This is a genomic window from Williamsia sp. z71 (assembly GCF_059553375.1).
In genome coordinates this window covers 618,026-634,167 of sequence record NZ_JCANWX010000002.1, presented here as the reverse complement: position 1 = coordinate 634,167, position 16,142 = coordinate 618,026, and the positions used below count along the sequence as shown (strand labels likewise).

The window sequence follows — 16,142 nt, the reverse complement described above, 5'->3', positions numbered from 1 at the left end:
CGATGGCCTCCTCGCGCCTGGTCCGGCGCCCGCGCGCCCACCCACTACACTCGCAGCCATGCCGTCGCCGAGTGTCTTCCACGAAGTCCTCTGTGCCGTGTTCCAGGTTCGCGAACACCAGGTCGGCGAGCCGCCGGTCCTCTCGGTGTTGTTGTGGCAGCGCGCTTTTGATCCACAGGCCGGTTCGTGGTCGTTGCCGGGCGGCAGTTTGCAGGACAACGAGGACCTCAAGTCGTCGGCTTTGCGGCAACTCGCCGAGAAGGTCGACCTTCGCCAGGTGGCCCACCTCGAGCAGCTGTCGGTGTTCTCCGAACCCGATCGCATCCCCGGCCCTCGGGTGATCGCGTCGTCCTACCTGGGCATGGTGCCGTCGGATTCGCAGCCCAACCTGCCGCCCGACACCCGCTGGCACCCGGTCTCAGACCTGCCGGAGATCAGTTTTGATCACTCCAGGATCGTCGAAAGAGCGCGCTCCAGACTGGCCGCCAAGCTGTCGTACACCAATATCGCGTTCGCCCTCGCCCCCGCCGAGTTCTCGATGTCAGCCCTGAGCGACATCTACTGCGCGGCGCTCGGTTATCCGGTGGACTCGACCAATCTGCTGCGCATCCTCTCGCGGCGCGGCGTGATCACCGCGACCGGAACCGTCGGCCGAACCGGCCCCTCGGGTGGACGACCGCCCGCCCTGTACCGATTTGCCGACAAACAACTCCGCATCACCGACGAGTTCGCAACCCTGCGCCCGCCCCCATAACCCCCCGCCGAGCGTGCCGAAATCACCATCTTGGGCTCAAGGAGTCGTTGCAACACCCTGACGATATGGGGTGATGTCGATGGGTACGCCACCGGTGCCGGTGTTGAAGGTTCGAACGTTTTGGCATTTGAAAGCCGCTGGGTGGTCCACGGCGCGGGCTGCGACACGCGCTGGGTTTTCGGTCCGATACGGCGGGAAGTTGGTGCACAAGCATGGTGGGGTGATCCCCACTGTGGTGCTACCTCAGATTGTCTCCGACTGCGGCTCGGGTCCTGCTGGACGTTATCTGTCATTGGACGAACGAGACTTGATAGCGGGCAAACGCACTGGGGGGGCTATCGATTCGGGCGGTCTCCCGGGATCTTCGGCGTAGTCCGTCGACGATTTCCCGGGAGATCAACCGCAACACGATGAGCCATAAACGGTATGCCGCCGGCGCAGCTCAACGCCTCGCTGAACAACGATTACCGCGACCGAAACCCCGCAAAGTGGTCACCAACGCTCGGTTGGGGCAGTACGTGTGGGAGAAGTTCAGCTGCCAGCAACGCTGGTCGCCGGAGCAGATCAGTACCCGCCTGGTGCTCGATTTCCCGGATGATGAATCTATGCGGATCAGCCCGGAAACGATCTATCAAAGCCTCTATGTTTTCCCCCGCGGGGAACTTAAAGCTGAGGTCAAACGGTGTTTACGGACCGGCAGGACGATCCGTAAACCCCATCGTCAGGCTGATGGGCGCCGCGACATAGTTCCTAAGGAGCTACTCATTGCCAATCGCCCGCCCGATGTTGAAGACCGGGCACTGCCTGGCGATTGGGAAGGCGACTGCATCGTCGGCAAAGACAATCAGTCCCAGATCGGAACGTTGGTCGACCGGATGACCCGATATGCGATTTTGCTGCACCTTCCTCACACGCGCACCGGCGAGGAGATGCGTGATGCGATGCGCGTTGCGATCGGCGAGTTGCCGACGACGTTGAAGCGGTCGATCACGTGGGATCAGGGTTCGGAAATGCGTGGGGCACATCGTGATATCGCTATTGATCATGATCTGTCGGTCTGGTTCTGCAATCCGCACTCGCCGTGGGAGCGTGGCACCAACGAAAACACCAATGGGTTGCTACGCCAATATTTTCCGAAGGGTACGGATCTGTCTGTTCATTCTGCCGCGTACCTCGATGAGGTTGCTGAGGCTCTCAATAATCGGCCGCGGAAGGCGCTCGATTTCAGGACACCAAACGAGGCGATGGCTGCGCTGCTAGATTCAGCGGATTGATGGTGTTGCGACGATCACTGGAATCTACCCATCGAGCGTGCCGAAAATGCTGGACCACAAGCAACTTCGGCACGGTCAACGGTTGCCAACTTTGGGTCAGTTGCCGACCGGGCGGGTCAACGGCTTCTCCCCCGCTTCTGCGAACAGGTCGGCGACCTTCGATGCGGTCGCCAACGACTTCTTCGTGGTCGAGTAGATCCCGCCCAGCAGGATGACCACACCGAGGCCGGCAGCAACCCACCAGAGCGGCGCCATGTCCGAAGCCGACGACGTTCCCTGGTCGGCCGCGATCACCGAACCCGCCATCGCACCCGACAACGCCACACCGATACTGACGCCGATCTGCCGACTCGTGGATGCGATCGCCGAAGCGGCCCCGGCCCGGTCCCGCGGCATGCCACTGACCGCACCGGTGGTGATCGGCGCATTGACCATTCCGAAACCGATACCGAAGATCCCGAAAATGATGAGCAGCTGCCAGTTCGGGGTGACGTCGTCGACGGTGGACAACAGCATCGACGCAATCGCGAGGAGCGTCCCGGCCACGACCAGCGAGGGCCGGGTGCCGTAGCGCCCGACGAGTCGTCCGGACAGCGGCGAGAAGAGCAGTGTTCCGGCGGCCAGCGGCAGGAACATCAGCCCGGTCTCGATCGGGCTGTAGCCGCGAATGCTCTGCAGGTAGATCGACACCACGAACAGGAAGGCCCCAAAGGCCGCGAACGCACAGATACCGGTCACCGTGGCGGCCGAGAACGGGATGCTGCGGAAGAATCGCAGGTCGATGAACGGGTCGTGGTGCCGCAGTTCGTACCGACAGAACGCCCCGAACGCCCCGACGGTGATCGCAAAGATCCCGATCGTCACCGGATCGGTCCAGCCCATCGAGGGACCCTCGATCAGGCCGAAGACCAAACCTGCCATGAACACCACCGCCAGTGTCTGACCCACCGGGTCGAGACTGCGCACATGCTGCGACTTCGACTCGGGCACAACAAGTGCCGTTGCGACGACTGCGATGACGCAGATCGGCAGGTTGATCCAGAAGACCGCTTCCCAGCTGAACAGGTTGATCGCGGTCCCGCCGACGATCGGCCCCAGCGCCATCGAGATGCCCACCACCGCACCCCACACGCCGACAGCGCGGGCCCGCTCCACCCGCCCGGGGAAGGTGTTGGTGATGATCGACATCGCAACCGGGTTGAGCATCGAGCCACCGATGGCCTGGACGAAGCGGGCCGCGATCAGCACCTCGATACTGGACGCGAGACTGCAGAGCAGTGAACCGAGCGCAAAGGTTGCCAGGCCGATCTGGAACACACGGCGACGACCGAACTTGTCGGCCATCGTGCCGGACAGGAGCAGCAGACTGGCCAACACCAGGGTGTAGACGTCGATCACCCATTGCAGCTGCGAGGCACTGGCATCGAAATCCGCACGGATCGACGGGATCGCCACGTTGACGATGGTCGCGTCCATCGACACGATCAACAAGCTCAGACAGCAGGTGACCAGAATTGCGGTCTTCCGGCGGGGACTGAGCACCGTTGCTGAGGTCACCCGACAATTGTGCTGCTGCTCAGCTGGTGCGAGTGCGGCGGGTCACCTATCCGCCCGGTTCATCCGACCCGGGCGGGCGGCGTCTGGACCGGGACCACCTCGTCCGGGAATCCCAGATCACCGGACCGATTCATCACCACGAACACCACATAGGTCAGCATTGCGGCCATCGGCGCGACGACCAACAAGGCCCAGGAGAATCCGATCCCGCTCCCGAAGTCCAGGTAGGCACCGGTGATCCGCAGGCTCGGTGCCTGCGTGAACCCGTCGCCGATGGCCACCCCGTCGCGCCCCGGGAAACGCAGACGCGCCACCAGGTCGCCGACCCACACCGCGACCACACCGGACGCGATCGTCCCGAACGCCAAACCGGCGACACCGGCCGGACCCCGAAATCGCGGCGGCATCCAGAAGAGCACCGCCAGGACCACACCGGCGATCAGGGCCACCGAGAAGAACAGGCCGATGGCCGCGAACTCGGCGGTGCCGTCACCCGAGGCGACGGCGCGATCCGGCGCGACCACCCGGCCTTCGATGCCCGGGGTCAGAAAACCCCAGATCAGACCCCACAAAACCCCGACGAGCACCACACCCGCCGAAACAAAACCTGCAGACCGAACCCTGTCGGTCAACGTTTATACAGCTCCACCGAATCGACGGTACCGTGCCGCGAACAGCGTGCCGACCAGCCGTCCGGGCGAACCTGAACAACCATCCGGCGGCCACACTGTCCGCAGTAGCGGGGTGGTTCGAGTCCGAGCTGGGCCGCCCGCGGAATCGAATCGGGGTCCTGCACATCGAGCTTCACCCCGGTGTACACGCCATAGACCATCGGGACGGCCAGCGGGGTCGGGATGTCACTCATCGTCTGATCGCTGATCAAATCGAGTCGTTGAGTGCCTTGATCGGCATCTGCAGCTCGTCGAGCAGATCCAGATCGGTTTCGGCAGGACGGCCCAGGGTGGTCAGGTAGTTACCCACGATGACCGCGTTGATCCCGCCCAGGATGCCCTGTTTGGCGCCCAGGTCACCGAGGGTGATCTCCCGTCCGCCGGCGAACCGCAGGATGGTGCGCGGCAGGGCCAACCGGAACGCGGCAACAGCCTTGAGAGCCTCGGCCGCCGGCAATACGTCGAGGTCGCCGAACGGGGTGCCGGGACGCGGGTTCAAGAAGTTGAGCGGAACCTCGTCGGGATCGAGTGCGGCCAGATCGGCGGCGAACTCGGCGCGCTGCTCCAGGCTTTCACCCATTCCCAGGATGCCGCCGCAGCACACCTCCATCCCGGCCTCACGGATCATCTTGAGCGTGCCGAAACGCTCTTCCCAGCTGTGGGTGGTGACCACGTTCGGGAAATGCGACCGCGCGGTCTCCAGGTTGTGGTTGTAACGATGGACCCCCATCGCCTTGAGCTCATCGACCTGCTCCTGGGTCAACATGCCCAGGCTGCAGGCGATCTGGATGTCGACCTCGGCGCGGATGGCCTCGATGCCGGCGGCCACCTGGGCCATCAGGCGCTTGTCGGGTCCGCGCACGGCGGCGACGATGCAGAACTCGGTGGCACCGGACTTGGCGGTCTGCTTGGCCGCTTCGACCAGCGCCGGGATGTCGATCCAGGCACTGCGGACCGGCGAGGCGAACAGCCCTGACTGCGAACAGAAATGGCAGTCCTCGGGGCAGCCGCCGGTTTTGAGGGAGATGATGCCTTCCACCTCGACCTCTGGACCGCAATGCTTCATCCGCACCTCATGAGCGAGTTGCAGCAGGTCGGTCAACCTATCGTCGGACAACTGCAGCACCTGCAGTGTCTGATCCTGGTCGAGCCCTTCCCCGCGTTCCAACACCTGCTCACGCGCGACGTCGAGTATGTCTGTACGTACCGGCGCCTGTGTCACGTGGCCTCCCCTTTTCATCGTGAACGTTGTGCCTCAGTGTGCATCATCACCCAAATCGGACATGTGGTCGCGGGTCACAGTCCCGCCAGCCAATCCGGATCAAACCACCCATATGCCTGCGAAGTAAAACTACTGAGCGGTAGGCTTCCGGCCTTTGCCGGAATCCGGCCGACCACCGGGACACCCGTGAGCGCGGGTAGGTCGTCGAGGTTGCACCGTTCGGCCAGGCCCGGCTCAGACGGCCAGGAGCCGATGACGATGCCGGAGCACTCGAGTCCGGCGGCCTTGATCGCCGACGTGGTGAGTTCGGTGTGGTTGAGCGTGCCGAGCCCGGCCGCGGCGACCACCAGCAGCGGCGCCCCGATCCCGGCCGCGACATCGAGCAGGGTGATGTCCGGCGCCAACCTCACCAGCACTCCCCCGGCGCCTTCCACCAGCGTCAGATCATGCGCGTCCAGAGCCCGGACGCCGTCGATGATCGACTGCAACTCCACCGGCGGCGCACCTTCACGTGCGGCCGCCCGAGACGGCGCGAGCGGATCGCGGAAGCGGTATAGCTCGGACGTGGCGGTGACCCCCGCGAGCCGGACCACCTCGTCGACATCGCCGGGCTCCCCCGGCCCGACCCCGGTCTGCGCCGGCTTGCACACGGCGACCGTCGCACCGGACGCCATCGCCGCGGCCGCCACCGCGGCGGTCACCACTGTCTTGCCGACCTCGGTCGAGGTACCGGTGATCACGAGTCTCACAGTGCGCCCTCAGATCTCGGCGAGAACGGCTGTTACCACCTCTGCCACCCGGGTGATGTCATCGTCGGAAAGATCTGCCCGGACCGTCAGGCGCAGCCGCGACGTACCCGGCGGAACCGACGGAGGACGGAAGCAGCCGACGAGCACTCCGCGGTCGCGACACCGCCCGGCGGCGGCAAAGGCCTGCGCCGGATCCCCGATGATGATCGAGACCACCGCCGCCTCTGACTCCGTCCCGCCACAGAGTCTCGCGAGCCGGGCAGCGTTGGCACGCACCCGGGTTGCCAATTCGGGCTGTGCTCGCAGGACTGCCAACGCCGCCTGCGCGGCACCGGCCGCGGCAGGCGCCAGGCCGGTGTCGAAGATGAATGTGCGGGCCCGGTCGATCAGATGGTCTCGGACCATCGCCGAGCCCAGGACCGCACCGCCCTGGGAGCCAAGAGATTTCGAGAGAACCGTGGTGGTGACGAGGTCGGGGGCGCCGGCCAGACCGGCTTCGTCCAGAACCCCGCGACCGCCGATGCCACGAACTCCGAAGGCATGCGCCTCATCCACCAACAGCACCGCACCATTGGCGCGGGCCGCGGCATACAACTCGGCGACCGGGGCGATGGCTCCGTCGATCGAGTACACCGAGTCGGTGACCACCATCGCGCGCTGTTCGCCACGTCCTTCCAACTCGCGTCGCACCGCCGCATGGTCGCCGCGGTCGACGACCACCACCCGGGCCCGCGACAGACGGCACCCGTCGATCAGCGAGGCATGAGAGCCCCCGTCCGAAACGATCAGATCCCCGCGACCCATCAGGGCCGACACAGCGGCGATGTTGCCGACATAACCCGACGAGAACACCAGCGCCGCCTCGTAGCCGAGGAAGTCCGCGAGGTCGTTCTCGAGCGATTCGTGGATCTCGGTGGTCCCGGTGACCAACCGCGACGATGTCGATCCGGCACCCCACAGGTCGAGTGCCTCGTGGGCGGCCGCGACCACGTCGCGATGGCGGGACAACCCGAGGTAGTCGTTGGACGCCAGATTCAGCAACCCGTCATCGGTGCCGCGTGGCACCAGAGTCCGATGCAGCCCCTCTGCGGCGCGGACGTCGGCGGCCTCACCGAGCCAGTCCAGCGCGGTCTCGGTATCGGTGGCGTTCGGCGTCATCGGGTTCACTGTGAGAAGCCTCTCACAGGGCTCGATGTCGTCGCATGGCCCGCCACCGCGGCCCGTACCGCTGCGCCCACGCCACCCACGAGGGTCTCGATGTCCGATTCGGTGCAGATGTACGGAGGCATCGTGTAGACGAGGTCGCGGAACGGGCGCAGCCAGACACCGGCGTCGACAGCGGCGTCCGTCGCCACGGCCATGTCGACCGGATCGTCGAGTTGCACCACCCCGATGGCCCCGAGGACACGTACCTCCCGCACCCCCGGCAGCTCGGACAGCGGCGCCAGGCCGCCTGCCAAAGTCGCCGATATCCCGGCGACCCGATCGCGCCACGGCGAGGAGAGCAACAGTTCGGTCGAGGCGACCGCGATCGCCGACGCCAACGGATTGGCCATGAATGTGGGGCCGTGTGCCAGCACCCCGACGGCCGAACCCGAGATGGTGTCGGCAATCTCACGTGTGCACAGCGTTGCTGCCATCGACACATAGCCGCCGGTCAACGCTTTGCCGACGCAAATGATGTCGGGCGAGACGCCGACGTGGTCGGCGGCGAACAGCTCTCCGGTCCGGCCGAATCCGGTGGCGATCTCATCGAAGATGAGCAGCACACCCTGCTCGTCGCAGATGCGGCGGAGCTCCACGAGATAACGCGGGTCATGAAAACGCATCCCGCCGGCGCCCTGCACCACTGGTTCGACGATGACCGCGGCCAGCTCGTCCCGGTGCGCGATGACCAGTTCTTCGAACTCGCCGACGTAGTCGGACCCGAACTCCACCGGCGGCGCCGGCGCAAAGACCTGCCGGGTCAGGACGTCGGTCCACAGCGAATGCATACCGCCTTCGGGGTCGCAGACGCTCATCGGCGTGAACGTGTCACCGTGATAGCCGCCGCGCCAGGTCAAGAGCCTGTTTCGACCGGCCGTACCCCGAGCCCGCCAATACTGGAGGGCCATCTTCACCGCGACCTCGACGGACACCGATCCCGAATCCGAGAAGAACACAGTGCGCAATGGTTCCGGGGTGATCTGAACCAGCAGCTCGGCGAGCCGGGCCGCCGGTTCATGGGTGAGACCGCCGAACATCACGTGCGCCATCGAGTCGAGCTGGGTACGCGCAGCGTTGTCGAGGACCGGGTTGCGATAGCCGTGGATCGCTGCCCACCACGAGCTCATCCCGTCGACCACCGTGGTCCCGTCGGCAAACGTCAACCGCACGCCTTCGGCCGAGCGCACCACCCGCGGAGCCGGCGCCGGATGCGGCATGGTGCCGTACGGGTGCCAGATCAATTCGGAATCGAGCCTGCTGATCTCCGCCGCGCAACGCGCAGCCGATTCGTTCGAAGCGTCAGGAAACGGGGGCACGGACCCACACTAGTGAGGGCGCGCGGTGGAACTGAGCCGGGGATTCTGATCTGAGGCAGGTACATTACGTGGCTGGACATCCAACGGATTGCTGCGATCCGAACGAGTGCGCGGCAGACCCTGAACAAACGAGACACCAGACCATTGACTGCCACGCCCAGCGTTGACACGCGGACCTCCACGGTTCCGGCCGACACGGTGCCGATCTATCGCACCGACCTCGACGGACTCCGTGGCCTCGCGATCGTCCTGGTGGCGTGCTTTCACATCTGGTTCGGCCGGGTCTCCGGCGGCGTGGACGTCTTCCTGACCCTGTCCGGCTATTTCTTCGTCGGCTCGCTCCTGCGACACACCATCGTCAGCCAGGACGACCGGACCACGCTCTTCAAGACCGTCAACCCGGTCCAACGGATCACCCGCCTGGCCCGGCGCCTGCTGCCGGCCATGGTCGCGATCCTGATCGTCATCAGCCTCGGGACGCTGTTGATCCTCCCGGAGACGCGGTGGCTGGCCACCGGGCGCGAGGTCATCGCGAGCCTGTTCTACTACCAGAACTGGTTCCTGGCCTTCAATTCCCAGGACTACACCGCAGCCAGCTCGGCCAACAGCCCGTTGCAGCACCTGTGGTCGATGTCGGTGCAGGGCCAGTTCTTCATCGTCACGATGCTCACCGCACTGGCGCTTGCCGGCGCCCTCAAACTTCTGGTGCGGGCCGGGTTCAAGAAGCTGGCCGACCCGACGGTGATCCGCGTGGTCGTCGGAGTCGCGATCCTCGGCGTCGCAGCGGTGTCGTTCTACTGGGCGCACATGCGGATGGGCGTGAACCAGCAGTTCAACTACTACGACACCATTTCGCGGGCCTGGGAACCGCTCGCCGGCGGGCTACTCGCCGTGTGGATGCCGAAATGGCGGGTCCCCGACGTCATCCGCAACCTGGTGGCCATCATCGCGCTCGGCCTGATCATCAGCTGCGGCTGGTGGATCGTCGGTGTCGAGCAGTACCCGGGACCGTGGGCCCTGGTGCCGGTGCTCTCCACCCTGGCGATCATTTGGTCCGGTAACAACGCCGTCAAACGAGGGTCATCGGTCGAGCGGCCCGCGGTCAGCAACGCGTTGGCCACCCGGCAGATGGTCTGGCTCGGCTCGATCTCGTACGCGCTGTACCTGTGGCACTGGCCGCTGCTCATCTTCTACCTGACCTGGCGCGACAAGAACGACGCAACAATCCTCGAGGGCACTGTCCTGATCGCGCTCTCGATCGCCTTGGCGTGGCTGACCAAGCGCTACATCGAGGAACCGCTGCGCGCACCGCGGTCGGTGTCGATCCACAAAGAGAATCCGCCGCACAAGGGAACACCGACACGGCACCATGAACCGTCCCACGCCACGCCCGTTCGCCCGTGGCGCCGGCGTCTGCTGAACTATTCGACGGTCGCGGGCAGCCTCCTGCTGGTCGGCGCCATCGTGATGACGGCCGGGTTCAAGGCCTGGGAGTATCACGCCACTCACATGACCGTCGACACCACCAACCTCGATCCCCGCGTCTACCCCGGCGCCGCCGCATTCCTCGACGGGGTCGCCGTGCCCCGCGTGGATCCGCAACCGTCGCCGATGGCAGTGGTCATGGACTTGCCCGCAACCTCGTTCAACGGTCACATCAGTGACTTCGAGGACGGCGACGTCCACATCGGCGAGTACGGAGATCTGCAGGCCACCAACACCATTGCCCTGGCGGGCGGTTCGCATGCAGAGATGTGGATCACTGCGCTCGACATCCTCGGCAAGCAGAACCACTTCAAGGTCAGGACCTACCTGAAGATGGGCTGCCCGCTGACCGCCGAAGCAGAACCCAAGCAGTCCGGAGTCCCCTACCCGCAGTGCCGCGAATGGGTCGACAAGGTGATGCCGATGATCATCGCCGACCGCCCCGACGCGGTGTTCACCAACACGACGCGGCCCCGCGACAACGATCCCGGCGACTGGGTGCCCGACGACTACCTGCCGATCTTCGGCCAGTTCGCAGAGGCCGGAATCCCGGTTCTGGGCATGCGTGACAGTGCCTGGCCGCACAACGATGCCGGCGCCATCAACACCCCGGACTGCCTGTCGAAGAACTCCAACGACGAGTGCAGCACGTCCCGCGAGTGGGCCTTCGCACCCACCGACCCGACGCTCGACATCGTGGAGCAGTTCCCCAACGTGCATCCGATAGACCTCACCGACGGAATGTGCGATGAGACGACGTGTCCTGCCGTCGTGGGGAACATCACCGTCTACAAGGACTGGCACCACCTCAGCGCCACCTTCATCCGCAGCCTGATCCCGGAATTGCAACGTCAGATGCAGGCTGCCCTGCCCTGGACGTAACCGGCAGATCGCGGTGACGTGATGCGCTCTACTTGCGAATGCCTCCCGGCCCGCATCCCAGTAGGGTCGTGGGCATGAGTAAACGAGAGTGCAGATGACGACGCCTGATGGTGGTGCGCTCACGCAGGACGCCGGTGAAGAAGTCGCCGCCGAGGTGAGTACGCCAGAATCGGACACCCCCACCGCAACACCGGTCCAGAACGGTGCCGCCCTGACCGAAGAGGTCGAAGACCTCATGGTGTGGCCGGGAACGGCCTACCCCCTCGGCGCCACGTTCGACGGCACCGGAACCAACTTCTCGCTGTTCTCCGAGGTCGCGACCAAGGTCGAGTTGTGCCTGATCAGCAAAGACGGCACGGAGACACGCATCGAACTCGAGGAGGTCGACGGCTACGTCTGGCACGCGTACCTGCCGACGATCTCCCCCGGGCAGCGCTACGGCTACCGCGTCCACGGACCCTACGATCCCCGTCAGGGCTTGCGATGTGACCCGTCGAAGCTGCTGGTCGACCCCTATGGAAAGTCGTTTCACGGAGAGTTCGACGGCGACGCGTCGCTGTACTCGTATCCGATCTCACTCGATCCCCCCGCCCCCGAATCCTCGTCCGGGGAATCAGCGGTGGACGAAAACGGCACAGCGGTCGACGGATCCGACGCCGAGACCCATCCCACCGGTGCCCAGGCAGGTACGGCCACCGACACCGCGGCCGCGCCCTCGACCGACATCGAGGACTTCGCCGATGGCGACGCGGAGGCAGACACGGCCACCGAAGCCGAGGACACCGCGCCCGAGCCGGAACCGCAATCGGGGGAACCCGACCCACTGTTCGGAGATCCTCCACGCCTGGATTCATTGGGCCACACCATGACCTCGGTCGTGATCAATCCGTTCTTCGACTGGCAGAACGACCGCGCGCCCAACCGCCCGTACTACGAGACCGTCATCTACGAGGCCCATGTCAAGGGCATGACCGCCACGCACCCGGAGGTCCCGGAACAACTCCGCGGGACGTATGCGGGGCTGGCGCATCCGGCGATCATCGACCACCTGACCAAGCTCGGTGTCACGGCCATCGAACTGATGCCGGTACACCAGTTCCTGCAGGATCAGACGCTGCTCGATCAGGGTTTGCGCAACTACTGGGGCTACAACAGTTTCGGGTTTCTGGCGCCACATGCCGACTACGCGTCGAACCGCCGGGCCGGTGCCGCCGTACCCGAGTTCAAGGCCATGGTCCGGGCGTTCCACGACGCGGGTATCGAGGTCATCCTCGACGTGGTCTACAACCACACCGCCGAGGGCAATCACATGGGCCCGACCATCGCCTTCCGCGGCATCGACAATGCCGCCTACTACCGGATCGTCGACGACGAACCGTGGGCCTACATGGATTACACCGGGACAGGCAACAGTCTCAACGCCCGGCATCCGCACACCCTGCAGCTCATCATGGACTCCCTGCGGTACTGGGTCCTCGAGATGCACGTCGACGGTTTCCGTTTCGACCTCGCCTCCACCCTGGCCCGAGAACTGCACGACGTGGACAGGTTGTCGGCGTTTTTTGATCTCGTGCAACAGGATCCGGTGGTCAGTCAGGTCAAACTCATCGCCGAGCCGTGGGATATCGGCGAAGGCGGCTACCAGGTCGGCAACTTCCCCGCCCTGTGGACCGAATGGAACGGCAAGTACCGCGACACCGTCCGCGACTACTGGCGTGGCGAGCCGGCGACCCTGGGAGAGTTCGCCTCCCGGCTCACCGGATCCTCTGATCTCTACGAGGCCACCGGCCGCCGGCCGAGCGCCAGCATCAACTTCGTCACCGCGCACGACGGATTCACGTTGCGAGACCTGGTGTCGTACAACGAGAAACACAACGAGGCAAACGGCGAGGACAACCGGGACGGAGAAAGCCACAACCGGTCCTGGAATTGTGGCGTCGAGGGTCCGACCGATGATCCGGTCATCGAAACCCTCAGGGGCCGACAGCAGCGCAACATCCTGGCCACCCTGATGCTCAGTCAGGGCACCCCGATGATCGCCCACGGCGACGAGATCGGCCGGACGCAACAGGGCAACAACAACGTCTACTGCCAGGACAACCCTCTCGCCTGGATGGATTGGGCGCTGGCAGAGACCAATTCGGAGCTCCTCGATTTCACGGCAAGGGTCATCGAACTCCGCAAAGAACATCCGGTGTTCCGCCGTCGGCGTTTCTTCGCCGGACGTCCCATCCGCTCCGGCGACGAACCTCGTGACATCGCCTGGCTCACACCGTCAGGCGACGAGATGACCGAAGAGGATTGGGACAGTGGTTTCGGGAAGTCGCTCGCGGTGTTCCTGAACGGATCAGCCATCGCAGAAAAGGACATCCGGGGTCGCGTGGTGCAGGACGAGGACTTCCTGATGTGCTTCAACGCGCACTACGAGCCGATCGCGTTCCAACTCCCCACGACCTTCTACGCCAACGAGTGGGAGGGCGTCCTCGACACCGCACATCCTCTCGGTGACAGCGCCGTCATCGCCAAGGCCGGAAGCCCGGTCCTGGTCACCGGAAGGTCGTTGCTGGTCCTGCGCAAGGTGCACTGATGATCCTGCCACCCACCGCCACCTATCGCCTCCAGCTGAACAGTGGCTTCACGTTCGCCGACGCCGTCGAACATCTCGATCACTATGCGGCACTGGGGATCAGCCATCTCTACCTCTCGCCGGTACAGACCGCCGAGGAGGGTTCGGAGCACGGCTACGACTGGGTGCCGCCGCCGGAGGTCTCCCCCACACTCGGCGGCATCGACGGCCTTCGGACGTTGCGCCACGCCGCCGCCGAACGCGGTATCGGGTTGATCGTCGACATCGTGCCCAACCACACCGGCGTCGAGGACCCTCGCCAGAACCCGTGGTGGTGGGACGTCCTACGGCTGGGCCCGGACTCCGAGTACGCCACGTACTTCGATATCGACTGGTCGCCGGAAAACGGTGCAGACGGCAAAATTGCTCTGCCCGTTCTCGGTTCACCCGACGACCTCGACGCACTGGAGATCGACGCCTCTGGTCCGGAGCCGGAACTCGCGTTCTACGAGCACCGCTTTCCCCTGGCTCCCGGGACATACGACCCACCGGCACCTGAATCGGCCGGCGCGGTGCACGAGAAGCAGTCATATCGGTTGGTGCCATGGAACATCGGCGTCATCGGGTATCGCCGTTTCTTCTCCGTGAACGGGCTCGCCGGATTGCGACAGGAAGACCCGGCTGTGTATGCGGCCACCCATACCCTGGTCCGGCAGCTGATCAATGAGGACCTGGTCGACGGGATCCGGGTCGATCATCCGGACGGCCTGGCAGACCCGCAGGGTTATCTGCGCAACCTCCGCGACGACCTCGGGCCGGACCGCATCCTGCTGGTCGAGAAGATCCTCTCGAAAGGCGAACCACTCGACCCGACGCTTCCGGTCGACGGCACCACCGGATACGAGACCTTGCGTACCGTCGGAGCCGTACTCGTCGACCCGAATGGTGAAGAGCCACTGGGTGATCTCCACCAGCGCTACGCCGGCGACCGCGGCGATCACCGGTGGATCGAGGCCACCGAGCGGCATCTGAAGTTGTCGATCATGGCGGACACCTTCCCCGCCGAACGCGCCCGACTCCGGCGCACCCTCGAGGCGTACGCGGCCGACGATCCGGTGGCCGACGGACCTGCACCGGCCGCCGCGGACATCGAGTCGGCAATCGGTGCGGTCATCGCCTCCCTGGGGGTGTACCGCAGCGACTACCCGGTTCTCGCCGGAACCCTGGAACGGGTGGTGGCAGAGGAAAAGAAGCGACTACCCGCGTTGGGTCCGGCATTCGACCTCATCGCCGCAGCCGTCGAATGGGACACCGAGGCCAGGGCGCGTCTGGCGCAGCTCTGCGGTGCCGTCACCGCCAAGAGTGTCGAGGATTGCCTCTTCTACCGAACCGCCCGGCTGGTGAGTTTGCAGGAGGTAGGTGGTGATCCGGGGACCTTCAGCGACTCGATCGACGATTTTCACCGCGTCAACGTCGAACGGGCCGGCGCCTGGCCCCGAGCCCTGACCACGCTCTCGACCCACGACACCAAACGCAGCGAGGACGTCCGCGCGCGTATCGGCGTCCTGTCCCAGGTCCCCGCGCGCTGGACGGAATTGGTGGATCGGTCGCAGGCGCGCAATCCGGCGCCGGACGGTGTCACCGGATTGTTCCTGCGGCAGAACCTCTTCGGCATCTGGCCGATCGACGGTGTGATCACGGACGATCTGCGCCGCCGCTTCCACGACTACGCGACAAAGGCCATCCGCGAGGGCGGGGTCGGCACCACGTGGACCGAGGTCGATGACGCCTTCGAGTCGGCAGTGCATGCGTGGATCGACAACGTATTCGACGGCCCCTGCGCCAGGGATCTGACCGACCTTCTGGCCGAGGTCCGATCACACGTCGAATCCGACGCCTTGTTGCAAAAGGGGCTCGCCATGCTGACGCCGGGAGTCCCCGACGTCTACCAGGGCACCGAGTGGTTCGACGATTCACTGGTCGATCCCGACAACCGGCGACAGATCGACTACACGCAGTCGGTCGATCACCCCAAGGTGGCGATCGTGCGCACCGCGGCACACCTGCGCCGCAGACGTCCCGAGGTATTCGGGAACGGCGACCATCACCCGCTGACTGCGCATGGTCCTGCGGCCGAACACGTCATCGCGTTCGGTCGCAGCGCACCCGGCGGGGACATCTCGGTGATCATGACCGGCTGCCGCTGGACCGCACGGCTCGACGAAGAGCGGTGGGAGCAGACCACACTCGACCTGCCACCGGGCACCTGGCGAGAACTCCTGACCGGCAGCGACATGTCCGGAACCGTGCACCTCTCCCGATTCGGAACCGACGTCGGCATCCTCGAACGCATCCACGACTAGCCCGAACCCCCGCCGCCGAGCGTGCCGAACGGACCGTCGAGCGTGCCAAAGATGCACGCACGCATGCAGTTTTGGCACGCTCGACGGTGTTTAGGGC

General features: G+C 65.2%; 11 protein-coding genes and 1 pseudogene. 5 read left to right on the top strand and 7 right to left on the bottom strand.

What is annotated here, in order from left to right:
• Positions 1 to 58 precede the first annotated feature (58 nt).
• On the top strand, positions 59 to 754 hold the full coding sequence (locus tag AC51GR_RS07090; protein WP_496323879.1) for an NUDIX hydrolase: 696 nt from the start codon (positions 59 to 61) through the stop codon (positions 752 to 754).
• Between the two features lie 73 nt (positions 755 to 827).
• Positions 828 to 2,047: pseudogene (locus AC51GR_RS07085) on the top strand (IS30 family transposase); the annotation flags it as partial.
• A gap of 77 nt (positions 2,048 to 2,124) precedes the next feature.
• On the opposite strand, the gene AC51GR_RS07080 reads toward AC51GR_RS07085, so the two are convergent.
• The 7 genes from AC51GR_RS07080 to AC51GR_RS07050 all read right to left on the bottom strand — a co-directional run bounded on the left by AC51GR_RS07080 (position 2,125) and on the right by AC51GR_RS07050 (position 8,749).
• Positions 2,125 to 3,585 (bottom strand): DHA2 family efflux MFS transporter permease subunit, encoded by a 1,461-nt coding sequence (locus AC51GR_RS07080; RefSeq protein WP_496323878.1) that lies wholly within the window; start codon positions 3,583 to 3,585, stop codon positions 2,125 to 2,127.
• Between the two features lie 59 nt (positions 3,586 to 3,644).
• The gene (locus AC51GR_RS07075) at positions 3,645 to 4,217 is read right to left on the bottom strand and encodes a DUF2567 domain-containing protein (protein ID WP_496323877.1); all 573 of its coding nucleotides are present in this window, start codon (positions 4,215 to 4,217) and stop codon (positions 3,645 to 3,647) included.
• Positions 4,214 to 4,450 (bottom strand): biotin synthase auxiliary protein BsaP, encoded by a 237-nt coding sequence (bsaP, locus tag AC51GR_RS07070; protein WP_496323876.1) that lies wholly within the window; start codon positions 4,448 to 4,450, stop codon positions 4,214 to 4,216. Before bsaP ends, AC51GR_RS07075 begins: the two co-directional genes overlap by 4 nt.
• Positions 4,451 to 4,464: 14 nt before the next feature.
• On the bottom strand, positions 4,465 to 5,478 hold the full coding sequence (gene bioB, locus AC51GR_RS07065; RefSeq protein WP_496323875.1) for a biotin synthase BioB: 1,014 nt from the start codon (positions 5,476 to 5,478) through the stop codon (positions 4,465 to 4,467).
• A gap of 74 nt (positions 5,479 to 5,552) precedes the next feature.
• Complete coding sequence (gene bioD / locus AC51GR_RS07060) at positions 5,553 to 6,218, bottom strand: dethiobiotin synthase (RefSeq protein ID WP_496323874.1); 666 nt, start codon at positions 6,216 to 6,218, stop codon at positions 5,553 to 5,555.
• An 18-nt stretch (positions 6,219 to 6,236) separates the two neighbouring features.
• On the bottom strand, positions 6,237 to 7,385 hold the full coding sequence (locus AC51GR_RS07055) for an 8-amino-7-oxononanoate synthase (protein ID WP_496323873.1): 1,149 nt from the start codon (positions 7,383 to 7,385) through the stop codon (positions 6,237 to 6,239).
• 5 nt (positions 7,386 to 7,390) lie between these two features.
• The gene (locus AC51GR_RS07050; RefSeq protein WP_496323872.1) at positions 7,391 to 8,749 is read right to left on the bottom strand and encodes an adenosylmethionine--8-amino-7-oxononanoate transaminase; all 1,359 of its coding nucleotides are present in this window, start codon (positions 8,747 to 8,749) and stop codon (positions 7,391 to 7,393) included.
• 144 nt (positions 8,750 to 8,893) lie between these two features.
• Here AC51GR_RS07050 and AC51GR_RS07045 point away from each other — a divergent pair, with 144 nt between their 5' ends.
• From AC51GR_RS07045 to treY, 3 genes are all read left to right on the top strand, one after another.
• Positions 8,894 to 11,116 carry an acyltransferase family protein gene (locus AC51GR_RS07045; RefSeq protein ID WP_496323871.1) on the top strand — a complete coding sequence of 741 codons (2,223 nt, stop codon included), beginning with the start codon at positions 8,894 to 8,896 and terminating at the stop codon, positions 11,114 to 11,116.
• A 94-nt stretch (positions 11,117 to 11,210) separates the two neighbouring features.
• Positions 11,211 to 13,703 carry a glycogen debranching protein GlgX gene (glgX, locus tag AC51GR_RS07040; RefSeq protein WP_496323870.1) on the top strand — a complete coding sequence of 831 codons (2,493 nt, stop codon included), beginning with the start codon at positions 11,211 to 11,213 and terminating at the stop codon, positions 13,701 to 13,703.
• On the top strand, positions 13,703 to 16,045 hold the full coding sequence (gene treY, locus AC51GR_RS07035; RefSeq protein ID WP_496323869.1) for a malto-oligosyltrehalose synthase: 2,343 nt from the start codon (positions 13,703 to 13,705) through the stop codon (positions 16,043 to 16,045). Before glgX ends, treY begins: the two co-directional genes overlap by 1 nt.
• Positions 16,046 to 16,142: the final 97 nt, after the last annotated feature.